Origin of the sequence: Mesorhizobium sp. M0306 (genome assembly GCF_040321655.1) — a bacterium.
Taxonomy (GTDB): Bacteria; Pseudomonadota; Alphaproteobacteria; order Rhizobiales; family Rhizobiaceae; genus Mesorhizobium.
Window position 1 is genome coordinate 278,682 of the sequence record NZ_JAMYRY010000003.1, and the last position, 16,193, is coordinate 294,874.

Annotated in this window: 14 protein-coding genes; 2 read left to right on the forward strand and 12 right to left on the reverse strand. The window is 62.5% G+C overall.

Annotated features, from left to right (window positions below; translation table 11 throughout):
- The first annotated feature begins 11 nt into the window (after positions 1-11).
- Entirely contained in the window at positions 12-947 is a 936-nt protein-coding gene (locus tag NKI95_RS08225; protein WP_352715737.1) for a dimethyl sulfoxide reductase anchor subunit family protein, read from the forward strand.
- 2 nt (positions 948-949) lie between these two features.
- Here NKI95_RS08225 and pdeM read toward each other — a convergent pair whose 3' ends face one another.
- The 5 genes from pdeM to NKI95_RS08250 all read right to left on the reverse strand — a co-directional run bounded on the left by pdeM (position 950) and on the right by NKI95_RS08250 (position 6,929).
- Positions 950-1,666, reverse strand: a complete 717-nt coding sequence (pdeM, locus tag NKI95_RS08230) for a ligase-associated DNA damage response endonuclease PdeM (protein ID WP_352715740.1) — start codon at positions 1,664-1,666, stop codon at positions 950-952.
- Positions 1,663-4,185 (reverse strand): ligase-associated DNA damage response DEXH box helicase, encoded by a 2,523-nt coding sequence (locus NKI95_RS08235; protein WP_352715741.1) that lies wholly within the window; start codon positions 4,183-4,185, stop codon positions 1,663-1,665. Before NKI95_RS08235 ends, pdeM begins: the two co-directional genes overlap by 4 nt.
- Positions 4,186-4,252: 67 nt before the next feature.
- The gene (locus NKI95_RS08240; RefSeq protein ID WP_352715744.1) at positions 4,253-5,113 is read right to left on the reverse strand and encodes a C40 family peptidase; all 861 of its coding nucleotides are present in this window, start codon (positions 5,111-5,113) and stop codon (positions 4,253-4,255) included.
- Positions 5,114-5,143: 30 nt separating this feature from the next.
- Positions 5,144-5,494, reverse strand: coding sequence for a MarR family winged helix-turn-helix transcriptional regulator (locus NKI95_RS08245; RefSeq protein ID WP_023676939.1), 351 nt, complete (start codon positions 5,492-5,494; stop codon positions 5,144-5,146).
- Positions 5,495-5,564: 70 nt separating this feature from the next.
- Complete coding sequence (locus NKI95_RS08250; RefSeq protein ID WP_352715746.1) at positions 5,565-6,929, reverse strand: leucyl aminopeptidase family protein; 1,365 nt, start codon at positions 6,927-6,929, stop codon at positions 5,565-5,567.
- Between the two features lie 122 nt (positions 6,930-7,051).
- On the opposite strand from NKI95_RS08250, the gene NKI95_RS08255 reads away from it, so the two are divergent.
- Positions 7,052-7,873: a tetratricopeptide repeat protein gene (locus NKI95_RS08255; RefSeq protein WP_352715853.1), complete on the forward strand. Its 822-nt coding sequence runs from the start codon at positions 7,052-7,054 to the stop codon at positions 7,871-7,873.
- A 116-nt stretch (positions 7,874-7,989) separates the two neighbouring features.
- Here NKI95_RS08255 and NKI95_RS08260 read toward each other — a convergent pair whose 3' ends face one another.
- Genes NKI95_RS08260 through cpaB form a run of 7 tightly spaced genes read right to left on the reverse strand, consistent with a single transcriptional unit; the run spans position 7,990 to position 16,023 of the window.
- Complete coding sequence (locus tag NKI95_RS08260; RefSeq protein ID WP_352715749.1) at positions 7,990-9,006, reverse strand: type II secretion system F family protein; 1,017 nt, start codon at positions 9,004-9,006, stop codon at positions 7,990-7,992.
- Between the two features lie 9 nt (positions 9,007-9,015).
- A complete protein-coding gene (locus NKI95_RS08265; RefSeq protein ID WP_352715752.1) occupies positions 9,016-10,029 on the reverse strand; it encodes a type II secretion system F family protein in 1,014 nt (337 codons plus the stop codon).
- A gap of 29 nt (positions 10,030-10,058) precedes the next feature.
- Positions 10,059-11,567, reverse strand: coding sequence for a TadA family conjugal transfer-associated ATPase (locus NKI95_RS08270; RefSeq protein WP_352715754.1), 1,509 nt, complete (start codon positions 11,565-11,567; stop codon positions 10,059-10,061).
- A gap of 29 nt (positions 11,568-11,596) precedes the next feature.
- Positions 11,597-12,880, reverse strand: a complete 1,284-nt coding sequence (locus NKI95_RS08275; RefSeq protein ID WP_352464866.1) for a CpaE/TadZ family protein — start codon at positions 12,878-12,880, stop codon at positions 11,597-11,599.
- Positions 12,881-12,935: 55 nt separating this feature from the next.
- On the reverse strand, positions 12,936-13,670 hold the full coding sequence (locus NKI95_RS08280; RefSeq protein ID WP_352715757.1) for a CpaD family pilus assembly protein: 735 nt from the start codon (positions 13,668-13,670) through the stop codon (positions 12,936-12,938).
- A gap of 14 nt (positions 13,671-13,684) precedes the next feature.
- Positions 13,685-15,211, reverse strand: a complete 1,527-nt coding sequence (locus NKI95_RS08285; protein ID WP_352715760.1) for a type II and III secretion system protein family protein — start codon at positions 15,209-15,211, stop codon at positions 13,685-13,687.
- On the reverse strand, positions 15,208-16,023 hold the full coding sequence (cpaB, locus tag NKI95_RS08290; protein WP_023676931.1) for a Flp pilus assembly protein CpaB: 816 nt from the start codon (positions 16,021-16,023) through the stop codon (positions 15,208-15,210). The genes NKI95_RS08285 and cpaB overlap by 4 nt, the downstream gene beginning before the upstream one ends.
- Between the last annotated feature and the right edge of the window lie 170 nt (positions 16,024-16,193).

Sequence of the window (16,193 nt, forward strand, 5' to 3'; positions counted from 1 at the left end):
CCCGTGCCTTCATGCATCCAGCATTCTCCGTCGTCTTTTTCACCACCGCCACGGGCGCCGGTTACGGCCTGCTCGCGCTGCTTGGCGTGCTGGCCGGACAGGGCTTTATCCCGCCCGATTTCTGGCTTGGCCTTACCGGCATGGGGCTGGCGCTTGGCCTGATCTCGGCAGGCCTGCTGTCGTCGGCCGGCCATCTCGGTCGGCCCGAACGCGCCTGGCGTGCCTTCTCGCAATGGCGAAGCTCATGGCTGTCGCGCGAAGGCATTGCCTCGGTCGCCACCTTCGTGCCGGCGGGACTGTTCGGTATTGGCTGGGTGGTCCTCGGCCGAACGAGCGGCTGGGTGGCTGTCGCCGGGCTGCTCGCTGCCATCGGCGCGGTCGCCACCGTTTGCACTACCGGCATGATCTACGCGTCGTTGAAGCCGATCGCCCAATGGCACAGCCGCTTCACCCTGCCCGCCTACCTGATCTTCGCGACGATGACCGGCAGTGTGCTGCTTAACGCGTTGCTGCAGGGATTCGGCGTCGGCTCGGCGGCTGTGCTGGCGTGTGCGCTGCTTGCAACGTTTGCCGGCTGGGGCTGGAAGCTGGTGACCTGGCGGTACAACGACCGGCTGGAGATCCCGACCACGGCCAACACGGCAACGGGCTTGGCCGGCGGCACGGTGCGGTCGATCGAGTGGCCGCATACGGAAGAAAACTATCTGCTCAAGGAAATGGGTTTTCGGATCGCGCGCAAGCATAGTGCTAAACTCCGTCAGATCACACAAGCGCTGGCCTTTGCTTTGCCGGCCCTGCTGCTGATTGCCGCGTTCGCCTTGCCGTGGCCCTATGCGGCGGCTTCGTCGATACTCGCCGCAATCGTGCAACTCGCCGGAATGCTGGTCGAGCGCTGGCTGTTCTTCGCCGAGGCGAAACACACGGTCACGTTGTACTACGGCAGGTAGGTTCAGCCCGGCCTGAGCATCGCGTGGGAAATCGCGAAGATGCGTTCCTTGCCAAGCATATAGGCCATCAGCGTTTCGCGCTTGAACAGTCCCAGATAGGCGCGATCGAGCACGTTGAGCGAGCCGGTATAGGCGCCGAAAGCCGGCATGATCATGCGGCCGCCATCGCCGGCAAAGCAACGACGCCGCACCGAACGGCCTTGCTGCACGATGCGGGCGCACGGATGCAGATGGCCTGATATCTCGCCTTCCACTCTCACCGCCGAAGGCTCGTGCCGGAAGAGTAGCGAGCCTATGGCCAGCTCGCGCACGGTCTCGCCGGGCAGGTCGGCCGGTGCTTCAGGATCATGGTTCCCGGCGACCCAGAACCAGTCGCGCCCGACCATCAGCCCTTCCAGCCTTTCGCGAAAGCTCGCGTGCATACGCGCTGCGCCGCCGCCATCATGAAAACTGTCGCCCAGGCTGATGACGATCGCAGGCTGATAATCGGCGATCACCGCCTGCAGCCGGAGCAACGTCGCGCCGGTGTCGTAAGGTGGGACCAGCGTGCCGCGCCTGGCCAGTGAGGAGCCTTTTTCCAGATGCAGATCGGACACGGCCAGAAGCCGGAATTCGGGAAAATAGAGCACGCCGCGACGGTCGCAGATCGCGCGTTCGCCGGCGATACGGACAGCGCCCGCATCCGCTAGAGGCGCAGCCATGGCCAGCGCGACAGTCATTTCGTCCCCATGGCCTCCTCGACCAGCGTGGCTGCATCCATCAGCAGCGTGTCATCGGCCTCGCCGTGCACCGGCATCTTGCCAATCTCGAGCATGATCGGCACGGCGAGCGGCGAGATCTGCTCGAGGTTCTTATGCATGATTCGACCCTGGACGCGCGAGAGCATCTCGGCAAGTCTGCTGACATCCAGCAGACCGGTCGCGGCATCGGCACGCGTCGCCTGCAAAAGGATATGGTCGGGCTCGTGGCTGCGCAGTACGTCGTAGATGAGATCCGTCGACACGGTTACCTGGCGGCCGCTCTTCTCCTGGCCCGGGTGGCGTTTCTCGATCAATCCCGAGATCAGCGCGCAATTGCGAAAGGTGCGCTTCAACAGCCAGCTGCCGGCGAGCCAGGCTTCGAGGTCGTCGCCCAGCATGTCCTGATCGAAGAGCGCAGCCAGCGACGGTTTCTTCGCCCTGAACATGTGGCCCATATCGGCCAGCGACCATATGGCAAGCGCATAGTCGGTGGCGACGAAGCCGAGCGGCTTGGCTCCCGCCCTGTCGAGGCGGCGGGTGAGCAGCATGCCGAGCGTCTGGTGCGCCAGCCTGCCCTCGAACGGATAGGCCACCAGGTAGTAGCGGTTGCCGCGCGGAAAGGTCTCGATCAGCAGATCGTCGCGTTTCGGCAGCACCGACTTGTCGGCCTGGAAACGCAGCCAGTCGGCGACCTGCTCCGGCAGCTTCTTCCAGCGCTGCGGGTCGTCCAGCATGGCGCGGACCTGTTCGGCTAGGTACGTCGAAAGCGGGAATTTGCCACCGCCATAGTAAGGTACCTTGGCGTCGCTGCCGGGTGCGTTCGAGACGAAGCACTCATTCTCGCGGATGCCTTCGAAGCGCAGCACCTTGCCGGCGAACATGAAGGTATCGCCGTGCGTCAGCGTCTCGAGGAAGGCCTCCTCGATCTTGCCCAGAACCCGGCCGCCACGCGAGGCCGCGCCTCTGCTGCCGGCCTGCACGTAGCGGACGTTGAGCGCCGGCACTTCGATGATGGTGCCGACATTGAGCCGGTATTGCTGGGCGACGCGAGGATTTGAGACCCGCCACAGCCCGTCCCTGTTGAGACGAATACGGGCGTAGCGTTCGTAGTTCTTCAGCGCATAGCCGCCGGTGGCGACGAAATCGACGACGCGATCGAATGTCGGCCGATCGAGATCGGCATAGGGTGCAGCCGTCCGCACTTCCTCGAACAGCGCATCGGCATGGAACGGCGCACCGCAGGCACAGCCCAGTACGTGCTGCGCCAACACGTCGAGACCGCCATTGACCAACGGCGGGGTGTCCTGGGCGCCGAGATAATTGGCGTCGAGCGCCGCCCTGCATTCCAGCACCTCGAAGCGGTTGGCCGGGATCAGGATCGCCTTCGACGGCTCGTCCATACGGTGGTTGGCGCGGCCGATGCGCTGTGCCAGCCGGCTGGCACCTTTCGGCGCGCCGACATGGACGACCAGGTCGACGTCGCCCCAGTCGATGCCGAGGTCGAGCGTCGATGTGGCGACGATGGCGCGCAGGGCGTTTTCGCCCATCGCTTTCTCCACGCGCCGGCGCTGGGCGACATCGAGCGAGCCGTGATGCAGCGCGATCGGCAGGGTGTCCTCGTTGACCCGCCACAACTCCTGGAACAGCAGTTCCGCCTGGCTGCGCGTGTTGACGAACAGCAGGGTTGTCTTGTGGCGCTTGATCTCGTCGTAGATCTCCGGCGTTGCGTAGCGGGCCGAATGTCCCGCCCACGGCACGCGCTCCTCCGAATCGAGAATGGAGATCTCGGGCTTGGCGCCGCCAGTGACGACGATCAGTTCGGCCATCGGCCCCGGTGGATTCTGGTTGACCAGCCAGCGCCGCAATTCGTCGGGCTCGGCGACCGTCGCCGACAGGCCTATCGTCTGCAGGGCGGGCACAAACGAGCGCAGCCGGGCCAGCCCGAGCGACAGGAGATGCCCGCGCTTCGAGGTCACCAGCGAATGCAATTCGTCGAGCACGACATAGCGCAGGTCCTCGAAGAAGCGCCTGGCATCGGGCGCGGCAATCAGCAGCGCCAATTGCTCGGGCGTGGTCAGGAGAATGTCGGGCGGCGCCAGCTTCTGCCGCTGGCGCTTGTGTGCGGGCGTGTCGCCAGTGCGCGTCTCGACGGTGACGGGCAGCCCGATTTCTGCGACGGGTTTGCCGAGATTGCGCTCGATGTCGACGGCCAGCGCCTTCAGCGGCGAGATGTAGAGTGTGTGGATGCCTCGATGCGCCTGCCCCGGCCTTCTCCTCGGTCGGCCAGCCAGTTCGGTCAGCGATGGCAAGAACCCGGCCAGCGTCTTGCCGGCGCCGGTCGGCGCGATCAGCAATGCCGACTGGCCGCCCTGGGCTTTGGCCAGCAAATCGATCTGGTGGGCGCGCGGCGACCAGCCCTTTTCCGCAAACCATTTGACAAATGGCTCGGGCAGGACGACGGCGGCATTCTGTTCGGCAAGGCGCGGCTGCTCTGTCACGCGCCAGAGGTAGCGCGGCGACGCGCAATCGCCAAGCAGAATCGGAACAAAAGGTGATCGATTCGCGTTACGGCCGGCGAAACCCGGTCGGGCCGCCATAGAGATAGCCGATACGGGCGATCGCTTCCTTCAACCCCTCACGCGATACCAGCATGGTGTGCCCGTTGGCGTGGATCATCGCCTCTGCGTCGGTCATAACAGCGACGTGACCTTTCCAGAAGACCAGGTCGCCGCGCCGCAACCCGGCAAAATCCGGCCCGGGGTCGAGCGGCTCGCCGATGGTCGCCGCCTGCATGTCGGTGTCGCGCAGCACTTGCCTGCCAGCCATGTGCATCGCAAGCTGCACCAGGCCGGAACAGTCGATGCCGAAGCCCGAGGCGCCGCCCCACAAATAGGGCGTGCCGAGAAAGCTCTCGGCAACAGCAACGTAGTCGGCGGCTGCCTCGGCGACAGGCCTGAGATGACCCGAGATGACCGCCTGGCCGGACGGCAACAGCGCATAATGCGTGCCGCGCGTTTCGGCTGAGCCCGTCACCGTCACCAACGATCCCATCGAGAGCTGTCCGCTCACCGGGAAGCGCAAGTCGGGTCCTGGATAGAGAAAGGTGCGCGGCACCGAAACGACATGGGTCGGCGCATGGTCCCGCGCGCCCAGTGCCGTGTCGGCGACATAGCCGACATAACCGTCGCGTTCGGCCTGGATCCAGGCCCAGCCTTCGGCGTCCTCGAAGACGAGAATATCGTCGCCGAACAGAAGCTGTGTGTTGACGCCGGCATCCGGCCGCGGCGCCTTGCGGATGTCTGCGACGGAAGCGGTGATGCGAGCCGGCCGGCCGGCGACGAAACGGTCGGCGGAAATCTCGCCTCTCAGCCTGGCGTCGGCGAGATCGGAGCGGAAGGCATGGAGGCGGGCATCCCTGGCGGTCAAATCGGCAACTCGTTCAAATGGACAATTTGGTCAAATGGGCAACTCTTGGGCTCTGGCAATGATAACATCGCCAAAGCGCTCGACAAAGAGCGCGCCTTCGACTGTGCGCCTCACCAGCACGTTTCGCTTGTCCAGCTCGTCGCGGTGGCGCGACACCAGTTTCAGCGCCCCCATCGTATCGAGCGCACGGGTGATCACCGGCTTGGTGACGTTGAGGCGGGCAGCGAGCCCGCGCACCGTGTGTGGCGGCGGATCGAGATAGATGGTGAACAGGATCGCCGTCTGGCGCATGGTAAGGTCGGGCGCGTCGTCGCGCACCTCCGACAGCACCACCTGCTGCCACAGTCGCAAGGCCTGGCTTGGACGCATGATAATCGACATCCGGCCAGCATGACGGAAAATTGTTTCGGTTCCGTTTCAGTCAATACTTTCGTCGGCTATGCCCGAGACATCAGCCGAAGCGGTTCGAAATGACCCGCTCCAGCGCCCTGATGCCTTGCGCCTCGCCACCGGCAAGGCCGTGCGGGCGATCGGACGGGTTCCAGGCGAAGATGTCGAAATGCGCCCAGCCGGCGGTCTTTTCCACGAAGCGCTTCAGGAAAAGCGCCGCGGTGATCGAGCCGGCGAAACCGTCCGATGTGACGTTGTTGATGTCGGCCACCTTCGACGCCAGCTTGGCGTCATAGGGCTTCCACAACGGCATGCGCCACAGCGGATCCTCGACCGCAACGGAGGCGTCCGCCAGCTCGGATGCAAGCGCCTCGTCACCGGTATAGAACGGCGGCAAGTCGGGACCGAGCGCAACACGGGCAGCGCCTGTCAGCGTTGCCATATCGACCAGCATCTGCGGCTCCTCGTCATCGGCCAAGGCCAAGGCATCGGCGAGCACCAGCCGTCCTTCGGCGTCGGTGTTGCCGATTTCGACGGTGATGCCCTTGCGGCTCACCAGCACGTCGCCTGGCCGGAAGGCGTTGCCGGCTATCGAATTCTCGACAGCGGGAATGAGCACGCGCAGGCGGACTTTCAGCCCGGCGGCCATAATCATGGAAGCGAGGCCCAGCACGTTGGCAGCGCCGCCCATGTCCTTCTTCATCAAAAGCATGCCCGAGGACGGCTTGATGTCGAGGCCGCCTGTATCGAAGCAGACGCCCTTGCCCACCAGCGTTATCTTGGGGGCATTGTTCGGCCCCCAAATCATGTCGATCAGGCGAGGCGCGTCGGCAGAAGCCCGACCGACGGCGTGGATCATCGGAAAGTTGGCGGTAAGAAGATCGTCGCCCTTGGTCACCGATATTTCGGCCTTGTGCGTCGCGGCCAAGGTCCGGGCGGCTTTCTCCAACTGCCCGGGACCCATATCGCTGGTCGGCGTGTTAACCAGATCGCGCGCCAGGAAAATGCCATCGGCGAGGCGGCGGATGCGGGCGACGTCGGTGCCAGCCGGCAGCGCGAGGCGCAGCGTCTTGCCTGGCCTCTTGCCGTAGCGGGTGAAGACATAGCCGCCGAGCGCCACGGCGAGTGCCGTAAGCTCCGGCTTGGCGGGTGCCGACGCAAAATGCCAGTCGCCTTCGGGCAAGGCTCTCGCAAGTGCGCCGATGGCCAGTGCGCCCTCGCCATCACCGGTGCCGAACAGGGCTCCGGCAATCGCGCCGTTGTCGCCAGGCACGATCACCGTCCTGCCGGCCTCGCCGGAAAAGCCGTTGGCCTTGGCCCAGGCGACCGAGGATGGCGCAAGGCCCGCCGCCGCCAGAGCATCCTTCGCTACCAGATGAACCGGCAGCGCATTGCTCAATTCTTTCTCGACGAGTTCGACAGGCATTCGCTGGTCTCCGGGCTTCCGAGTCGGCGTTTCTTAACTCTCCGTTAGGGTTAACAGAATATTTCTGCGGGAGGGAAGATGGCCACGCAAATGGTCACGCGATGAACGGAGCCCTGGTGCCGATGCCGACCAACCGCAGGATGAACGCCAGCGCAAATAGGCTGATCACCACGGCGTTGATGATGGTGCTTGCTGCAGGCGTCGCCGGCTGCGGAACCAGCAAATTGACGACTGGCTCGATTTCTCGTCCAAGCGGCAAGCCGCTGGAAACAATGTCGGCGGGCGAACTGCACAACGCTACGATGGCGCTCGGCCAGTCCTATTCGAAAAACCCCACCGACAAGCGGATCGCGACAAACTATGCCGCGGCGCTGCAGATGGACGGCGACGCAGACCAGTCGCTTGCGGTGATGCGCAAGCTGGCGATCGCCTTGCCGAAGGATCGCGACGTGCTCGCCGCCTATGGCAAGGCGCTTGCCGCCAACGGACAGTTCGAGCCGGCTCTCGATGCCGTGCGCCGCGCGCAGACCCCCGAATATCCTGATTGGAAACTGGTATCGGCGGAAGCTGCCATTCTCGACCAGCTCGGCCAAAAGGATGAGGCGCGCCAAGGCTATCGCAAGGCGCTGGACCTCAGGCCGAACGAACCGACGATCCTTTCCAATCTCGGCATGTCGTACGTGCTGGAAGGCGATTTGCGCACGGCCGAAACCTATATGCGCTCGGCCGCCCAGCAGCCGAATGCCGACAGCCGTGTCCGCCAGAACCTGGCGCTGGTCGTCGGTCTGCAAGGCCGTTTCGACGAGGCCGAGAAGATCGCCTCGCAAGAGCTGTCGCCGGATCAGGCGCAGGCGAACGTCGCTTACCTTCGCCAGATGCTGGCACAGCAGAATGCCTGGAGCCAGCTCAAGGAGCAGGACAAGGCAAAGCCCGCCACCAACTGACTGGCTCGAGCGCCGAACCGGCGCGCGAAATTCCGCAACATGTCAAACGCAAAGAGCCGCGCTGCACCGGCAGCGCGGCTCTGAATCATATCAGCTTTGTGGCGACGCGGCTGGCGCTACTCGCTGCTGGATTTCGGCTGGTCGCCAAAGATGCCGCGCTGGCTCACCTGGATGCCGGCGGGACCCAGAATGATGGCGAACAGTACCGGCAGGAAGAACAGGATCATCGGCACGGTGAGCTTCGGCGGCAGCGCGGCCGCCTTCTTCTCGGCGGCATTCATGCGCATGTCGCGGCTCTCACTGGCAAGCACGCGCAACGCATGCGCCACGGGCGTACCGTAGCGCTCAGCCTGAACCAACGCCTGGGACACCGACCTGACGGATTCCAGGCCGGTTCGGCTTGCAAGGTTCTCGTAGGCCTGCTTGCGCTCCTGGAGATAGGAAAGTTCGGCGTTGGTCAGGATGAATTCTTCCGCCAATGCCACCGATTGCGCGCCGATCTCATCGGCGACCTTGCGAAGCGCTGCTTCCACCGACATGCCGGACTCGACGCATATCAGCAACAGGTCGAGCGCGTCCGGCCACGCCATCTGGATCGACTGCTTGCGCTTGGTAGCGCGGTTGTTGACGTAGAGCACCGGTGCGTAGAACCCCGCATAGGCAACCACGATGCACACGAACAGCTTCACGAAAATCGGCTGCTCCGGCAATCCTCCGAGCACGAACAGATACATCGCCGCCAATGCAAAGCCTATGAAGGGCAGGACGAGACGGAAGAAAAGGAAGCGCGTCAGCGGATTTTGCCCGCGAAAACCCGCCACTTTCAATTTCTGCAAGGTACCTTCATCCGCCAGCGCACGCCTGAGATCCAGGCGATCGACAATATTGCGCATGCCGACCGACTGTTCTTCGCGCAGGCCCTTGCGGCGGCGGTCGGCTTCGACTGCCAGTCGCGCGCGCTGCTTGGCGCGCAGCTCATCGCGCTCCAGCGCTACGGATTTCATGCGCGCCTTGAGCTGGTTCCCGCCAAAGGCGGGCAGCAGCGTGAAGACGGTCGCAAACACCGCGATGCCGACCAGCAGTGCGATCAGCAGGGACGGGTCGGTGAGAGTTCTGATGACGTGATCGGTCATACGCGAGTCCTAGACTTCGAAGTTCATCATCTTGCGCATTACCAGGACGCCCATCGACATCCAGATGCCGGAACAACCGAGGATCAGATGGCCGGTGCTGGTGACGAAGAGGGGCATGATGTAGTTCGGGCTCGTCAAATAGACGAGAAAGGCGACGACGAAAGGCAACGCGCCGATGATCACGGCGGATGCCTTGGCTTCCATGGACAACGCCTGGACCTTGGCTTTCATTTTCTTGCGGTCGCGAAGTACACGCGAAAGATTGCCCAGCGCTTCGGAAAGATTGCCGCCGGCCTGAGACTGGATCTGGATGACGATGCCGAAGAAGCTCGCCTCGGTGCACGGCATCGTTTCGGGCATGCGCATGGCCGCGTCGGGGATCGACAAACCCATTTGCTGCGAATCGACTATGCGGCGGAACTCGGTCTTGACCGGTTCGGGGGATTCGTTGGCGATCAGGCGCACGGCATCGTTCAGCGGCAGGCCGGATTTTACCGCACGCACGATGATATCGAGCGCGTTCGGAAATTCGTTGAGGAACGCCTTGACGCGGTGCGCGCGGCGAAACGAGACGAACCAGCGGGGGAGACCCAAAACGCCGACCAGCAGCGCAGCCGGCAAGACCAGCAACGGTGCGCCGATGAAATAGACAAGAGCCGTCAAGACGATGCCGCAGACCGCCGAGTAGACATAGAAGCGCTCAAGCGAGATCTTCATGCCGGCCTGACGGATTTGGATCTTCAGCGGTGGTTTCTTGACCAGGCTCTGATTGGACTTTTGCTTTTGATCGAGATCCTTCAGCGAATCCTGGACGGACTTGCGACGCTTGGCCGCTTCCGCCACGCGATCGCGCGAAGCCTTGACGACGGAACGATCCGTCTCGGCGGTCTTGATCGATTCAAGCCGCTTGCCGACCTGCTTCTCGGTGCTGATCCGGTTGAACAGGAAAGCATAGGCCACAGCGCCGGCGCTGAAGCCGGCGAGCACGACGAATGCCAATGCGGTGCCGTCAATTCCGAACATCGACCCTGGCCCCCAGGCTTCCAGACGGATCAGTCAGCGCGTTTCTCCATTGCCTCTAGCGCAACGGCGAGGCGCTGCTCCTCGCCGTAATAGCGGGCGCGCTCCCAGAAATGCGGACGGCCGATGCCAGTCGACACGTGCTCGCCCAGCAGCCTGCCGTTCGCGTCCTCGCCCTTGATGTTATAGAGAACGATGTCCTGGGTGATGATGACGTCACCCTCCATGCCGATCACCTCGGTGATGTGGGTGATGCGCCGCGATCCGTCGCGCAGGCGTGCAGCCTGTATGATCACGTCGACGGAGCCGACGACGATTTCGCGCACGGTTTTTTGCGGCAGCGTGTAGCCGCCCATGGCGATCATCGACTCTATACGGTTGAGGCATTCGCGCGGGCTGTTCGAGTGGATCGTTCCCATCGAGCCGTCATGGCCGGTGTTCATCGCCTGCAGCAGGTCGAACACTTCGGGTCCGCGCACTTCGCCGACGATAATACGTTCGGGGCGCATGCGCAGACAGTTCTTGACCAGGTCGCGCATGGTCACTTCGCCCTCGCCTTCGAGGTTGGGCGGACGGGTTTCGAGACGCACCACATGTGGCTGCTGCAATTGCAGCTCAGCTGAGTCCTCGCAGGTGATGACGCGTTCCTCGCGGTCGATATAGTTGGTCAGACAATTGAGCAGCGTCGTCTTGCCTGAGCCGGTACCGCCCGAGATGACAATGTTGCAGCGGACACGGCCGATGATCTTGAGAATCTCGGCCCCTTGCGGCGAAATCGAGCCGAACTTGACCAGCTGGTCGAGCGTCAGCTTGTCCTTCTTGAACTTGCGGATGGTAAGTGCGGTGCCGTCGATAGCCAGGGGCGGTGCGATGACGTTGACACGGGAGCCATCAGGAAGACGCGCATCGCAGATCGGGCTTGATTCATCGACGCGGCGGCCGACTTGGCTGACGATACGCTGGCAGATGTTGAGGAGCTGCTGGTTGTCGCGGAAACGGATGCCGGTCTGCTCGACCTTGCCGTTGACTTCGATGTAGACGTTCTTGGAGCCATTGACCATGATGTCGGCAATATCGTCGCGAGCAAGCAGTGGCTCCAGCGGCCCGTAGCCCAAAACGTCGTTGCAGATATCCTCGAGAAGCTCTTCCTGCTCAGCGATGGACATCGCGAAATTCTTGATCGCGATGATGTCGTTGACAATGTCGCGGATTTCCTCGCGCGCGCTTTCGGGATCGAGCTTGGCGAGCTGCGACAGATCGATCGTATCGATGAGTGCGGCGAAGACCTGGCTTTTGGTGTCGTAGTAGGTTTCGCTCTTTTGGCGCTGGATAGTTTTCGGCTCCGGGGCCAATGGCGGCGGCTCGACCGCACGGCGAACCGCCGGCGCGGCAGGCGCGCCGGATGGCGGCAGCGCCGCCGGCCTGGCAGTGACAGCAGCTTCCACAGGGTTCGCGGCCGCCGGCGCAGCAGGTGCGGGTGCTGGCTGACGGAATTCCGGAATGGTCCGGTTGCCGTCGTCGCTGCCTCTTTTACCAAACATGATCGCTTACCAATTCCACCGCTGAGGCATCACTTCTTGTTGCGCGAAAGCTTGCCGATCAGGTTGCCGAGCCCAGCCTTTTTCTTCACCTTGATTTCGCTGCGCCCTGTCAGCACATGGGCGATCTCGTTGATCATGGCGACGACCGGACTCTTGGCATCCATTTCACCGAGCATACGTCCATTGTTGGCAGCATTTCCGAACAAAAGCGGCTCGAACGGGATGATCGACATCGGCGAAAGGCCGAGCGATTCGGAGAAGTCGGACGGCGTAATCTCGGGACGTTTCGGCACACCGGCCTGGTTGATTACAAGCTTTGGCGCAGGATCGTTCGGACGAAGCCGCTTCAGCATGTCGACCAGGTTCTTTGTGTTTCGCAGATTGGCCAGTTCGGGCGTCGCCGTGATGACGATCTCGTCGGCCTTGACCAGCGTGTTCTTGGTCCAGCCGGCCCACACGTGGGGAACATCGAGCACGAGGAGCGGCGCGCTACGCTGGGCTATGTCGATAAGCTGGGTGAAGGCGTCAGGATCGAAATCGTAGACCCGCTCCAGGGTCGAAGGTGCCGCAAGCAGCGACAGGTGCTCGGCGCATTGGGCGAGCAGCCGGTCGAGATAGACCTCGTCGACGCGTTCCGGCGAGAAGACCGCCTCGGCAATGCCTTGCGCCGGATCCTGGTCGAAATTGATATTGGCCGTTCCGAAAGCGAGGTCGAGATCGGCGACAACCACTTCGGATTTGAAAAGGGACGACATGGCCCAGGCCACATTATGGGCAATGGTCGAGGAGCCGACGCCGCCCTTGGCGCCGATGAAGGCAATCGAGCGGCCGATCGGCTCAGCTTCCGGATCGACGAAGATCGAAGACACCACGCTGACGATGTCGGCCATCGATACGGGCGCGATGACATATTCGGAAATGCCCGAACGGATGAGTTCGCGGTACAGGCCGACATCGTTGTAGTGGCCGACAACCACCACCTTGGAGGTCGGATCACAATGCTCGGAAAGCTGGGCGAGTTGTTCCAGCAACAGCTTCGGCTCGCTGCGCGATTCAAGCAGGATCAGGTTCGGTGTCGGCGCAGACTGATAGAATTCGATGGCGGTGGGGATGCCCCCCATATGCACCTTCAAATGTGCCTTGGCCATGCGGCGATCCTCGCCGGCGCGCTCGACCGGATTGGCTACGCCTTCGGTCTCGCAAAATGCCTGGATCGAAATGCGCGGGATCGGCCGCAACGCCTGCATCGCGGCAATATCCTGCTCCGAGGTTTCGCCGCCCGGTACCTCTGTGTCATAGGCAAGATTGCTCATTGTCATCACTTTCCGTGACTTGCGCGGCTTAGGGTTTGTTGAGCCTCAACACTCGTTAATATTCGACTTCCGAATTGCCGAGGAATTCGTCCGAAATACCTCTGTCACGATAGACGTCGATCACCGCGCCGCGATTTTCCGCGTCGATCGGCGTCGGCTTGCGTGGCCCGATCAGATCGGCCGGATTGGCCATCTGGGCAGCCAGGTTGTTCTGATACGAACAGCCGAAATCGGCATAGTGCTTGTTTTCCGAAGTCTGCAGCAGGTCTTCGGGCCAGCGCCCGCATCTATCCGTCTGAGCCTTAACCGAGACGTAGGCAACACGGACCGGTGCGGACGCTTCGGCCGAAACAGACTGATAGGATCGCATGGCGATCCGCTTCCGGCTGATGCCGCTCGCTATGGCTAGCCTGGCGAAATCGCGGCCGGCCGCGGCCGCTGCGATTTCGTTGGCCGAGCCACTCGGAATCTCGATCGTCAGTACCGGAGCTGCGCTCCTGTCGTACCCGTCCAGAAAGCCCAGGAGCGTGTCGCGCTGGGACCTGGTCATGCCGCGGTCGCCGGCGCCGACCGGAAGGTCGATCTTCTGGATCTTCTCGGCGATGACGATCGGATGGGTGGTGCGATAATCGTCAGGTATGGCACCCACCGTGACGCTGTCGCGATTGGCGCAGCCGGCCAGCAATGCCGCCACCGCGATCGCCATGATGGGAACGGCCGGCCGCCAGATTCGCGAATGGACGGACTGTATCGCGGTGACCGCCCTTGCCTTCGATACTGACTGAGACATGTCCACTTCCCCGCTTACTTGTAGATGAAGCCGACAACGCCGTGATAGCGGCCGTTGGGCTTGTCGGTCTGCATGGTGCCGTAGACACGGTTGACGCGGCCAAGGAAAATGCCGGCGCCATCGCTGGCGGCGTTGAAATTGTCATCCGGCTTGGCAAGATCGTTGCGCGCCACCGGCTTCACCAGATAGGGCGTAATGATGATGACGAGCTCGGTCTCGTTGCGGACGAAATCCCTGCTGCGGAACAGCGCGCCAAGCACTGGAATCTTTGTCAGACCAGGCAAGCCGTTGACGGCTTGCCTGAGATCGTCGCGGACAAGGCCGGCAATCATCATCGAGCCGCCCGAAGGCAGTTCCACTGTTGTGTCGGCCAAGCGCTTGCGGAGCGACAGGGCATTCATGCCCGGGCTTGTTACGCCTTCGGACAAAGACACAGACCCCTCCGTTGTCGGCTCGGAGACCGAGGTTCTGACTTTCAGGCTGATGCGGCCGGGAGACAGCACCACCGGCTGGAATTCCAGGCCAATGCCGTATTCGATCTTCTCGACCGAATACGTCTTCAGACCGGTCTGGTTATCGTTGGATACGGCTTGGGAAACGCTGGTCACCATGTTGTATTCGCCGCCAACCTTGAAGGTCGCCTTCTCGCCAGATACGGCCGTCAATGTTGGTTCGGCGAGGGTTTTCATGACGCCGGACTGTTCCATGGCATTGATGTAGGCCTGCAGCGTCGAGCTGCCGATAGAGAGGCCCGAGTTCGACAGCGACTTGCCCAAACCAGTGAAATTGTCGCTTACCGCGCCCCAACTAATGCCGTTGCTGCTGCCGTTGCCGACCATGTTGACGCCGAGCTGCTTCATCACCGAGCGGCTGACTTCCGCGACCGTCACCTTCAGCGTCACCTGGTCGTCGCCGATAATCTGCAGCAGGTTGACGATCTTGCTGACGCGGCGCTCGGCATCCGGGTTATCGATCGCGACGCCGGCTTCAGCCGAACCGCCGGCAGCGGTCTGCGAATATTGACCCGTGGTCGCCTCGCCGCCGGACACGAAAATGGTTGCCAGATCGGCCGCGCGCTTGGCGTCCAGAGGAGTGTCCACGGTTCCGGTCAGAACGACGTTGTCGTTCAGCAACTCGACCTTGACCTCCGATGACGGGATGAAGCGCTTGATATAATCCTCCAGCCCGGCGACATCACGTTCGACCGCCAGGTCGAGGCTGACGATCTGCTCGCCATTCGGGCCAAAGACGAAGATGTTGGTCTCGCCGACCGCCTTTCCGAACAGATAGATACGCCGGGCGGTGCGGGTCACCGCGTCGGCTACAGCGGGGTTGGCGACGAGAATATCATAGGCATCGCTCGGCAGGTCGATGACCACCGATTTGTTGAGCCCGAGCTTGACCCGCTGGGTGGCAGTCGAAGCCGTGACCCTGGCATTGTTCGCCGCACTGGCATCGAGGATGCCATATGCATTCGTTCCAAGGAGAAACAGGCCGATCGCCGCAGCCAGCGTGAGCGGCAGTTTGGTTTTTAGACTCATTTCCTTGCCCCCACTTCGGAAACTTCGCCCGACTTGATCAACCGCACCGTTCCGCGCCGGCCATTGCCGGAAACCAGGTAGTCGGCTTCGCCCACATTCTTGTCCTGACTGTCCTTGATCGAGCGCAGCGCCAGAGTCAGGCGATCCGCCATCTGCTGTGCGACGGTGATGATCTCGGACTGCTGCGGCGTCAGTTCCAGGGTGGCGGTCTGGCCAACCCTGGTCTTCTTGCCTTCCTCGTCCTCCTGAATGGTCTGGTCGATCGCCAGGACGCGAATGTTCTTCAGGATAGTTTCGGTCGTGAAGCCCGGACCACCGCCATTGGCGGGATCGGCTCTGCGGGTCATGATGACGTCGACGAAATCGTTGGGAAGAATAAAGCCGCCGGCCGAGGTGTCCGCCGAGATGCTTGTGGCGACGGCCCGCATGCCGGAGGGCAGGATCGACGACATGAAGCTTTGCCCTTCACCGATCAGCTTCGAGCGCCGCAGCGGCTCGCCGGCGTACAGCGCCACGCGGGCGACGGCGCCCTTCAGCTTGTCCAGCGCTTCAGGCTCGGCGGCGCGGGTGATGAAATTTGCGTTGATGCCGGCGGACGGCCATGACTCCCAGGAAATGTTGTTTTCAAGCGGACTGCCCATCGGAACGTCGCCGGAAAGGACCAGCACATCCTGCAGCGCGATCGCCGGCGCCTGAGGACCGGAATCGACAACCGGAGGCGGCGGAGCCACGACCATGTTCTTCGCGACATAGCCTGCACCACCGGCCGCGGCTATCGCCACGCTCAGAATAATCAATCGGGATGCTGGCATCTGTCCGAACCTCGCCTTGGCAAACCACGTAGCCAAGCCGGACTTTGCAGCGGCAATCGTCAAAACAAGGTTAATGTTATACTTACGATCGTGATTAATTTAACGTTTACATAAATTAGAGCGACAGGCCCGGCCCGAAGGAAAACGTGGCCCAACTCGCCTGCTCGGCG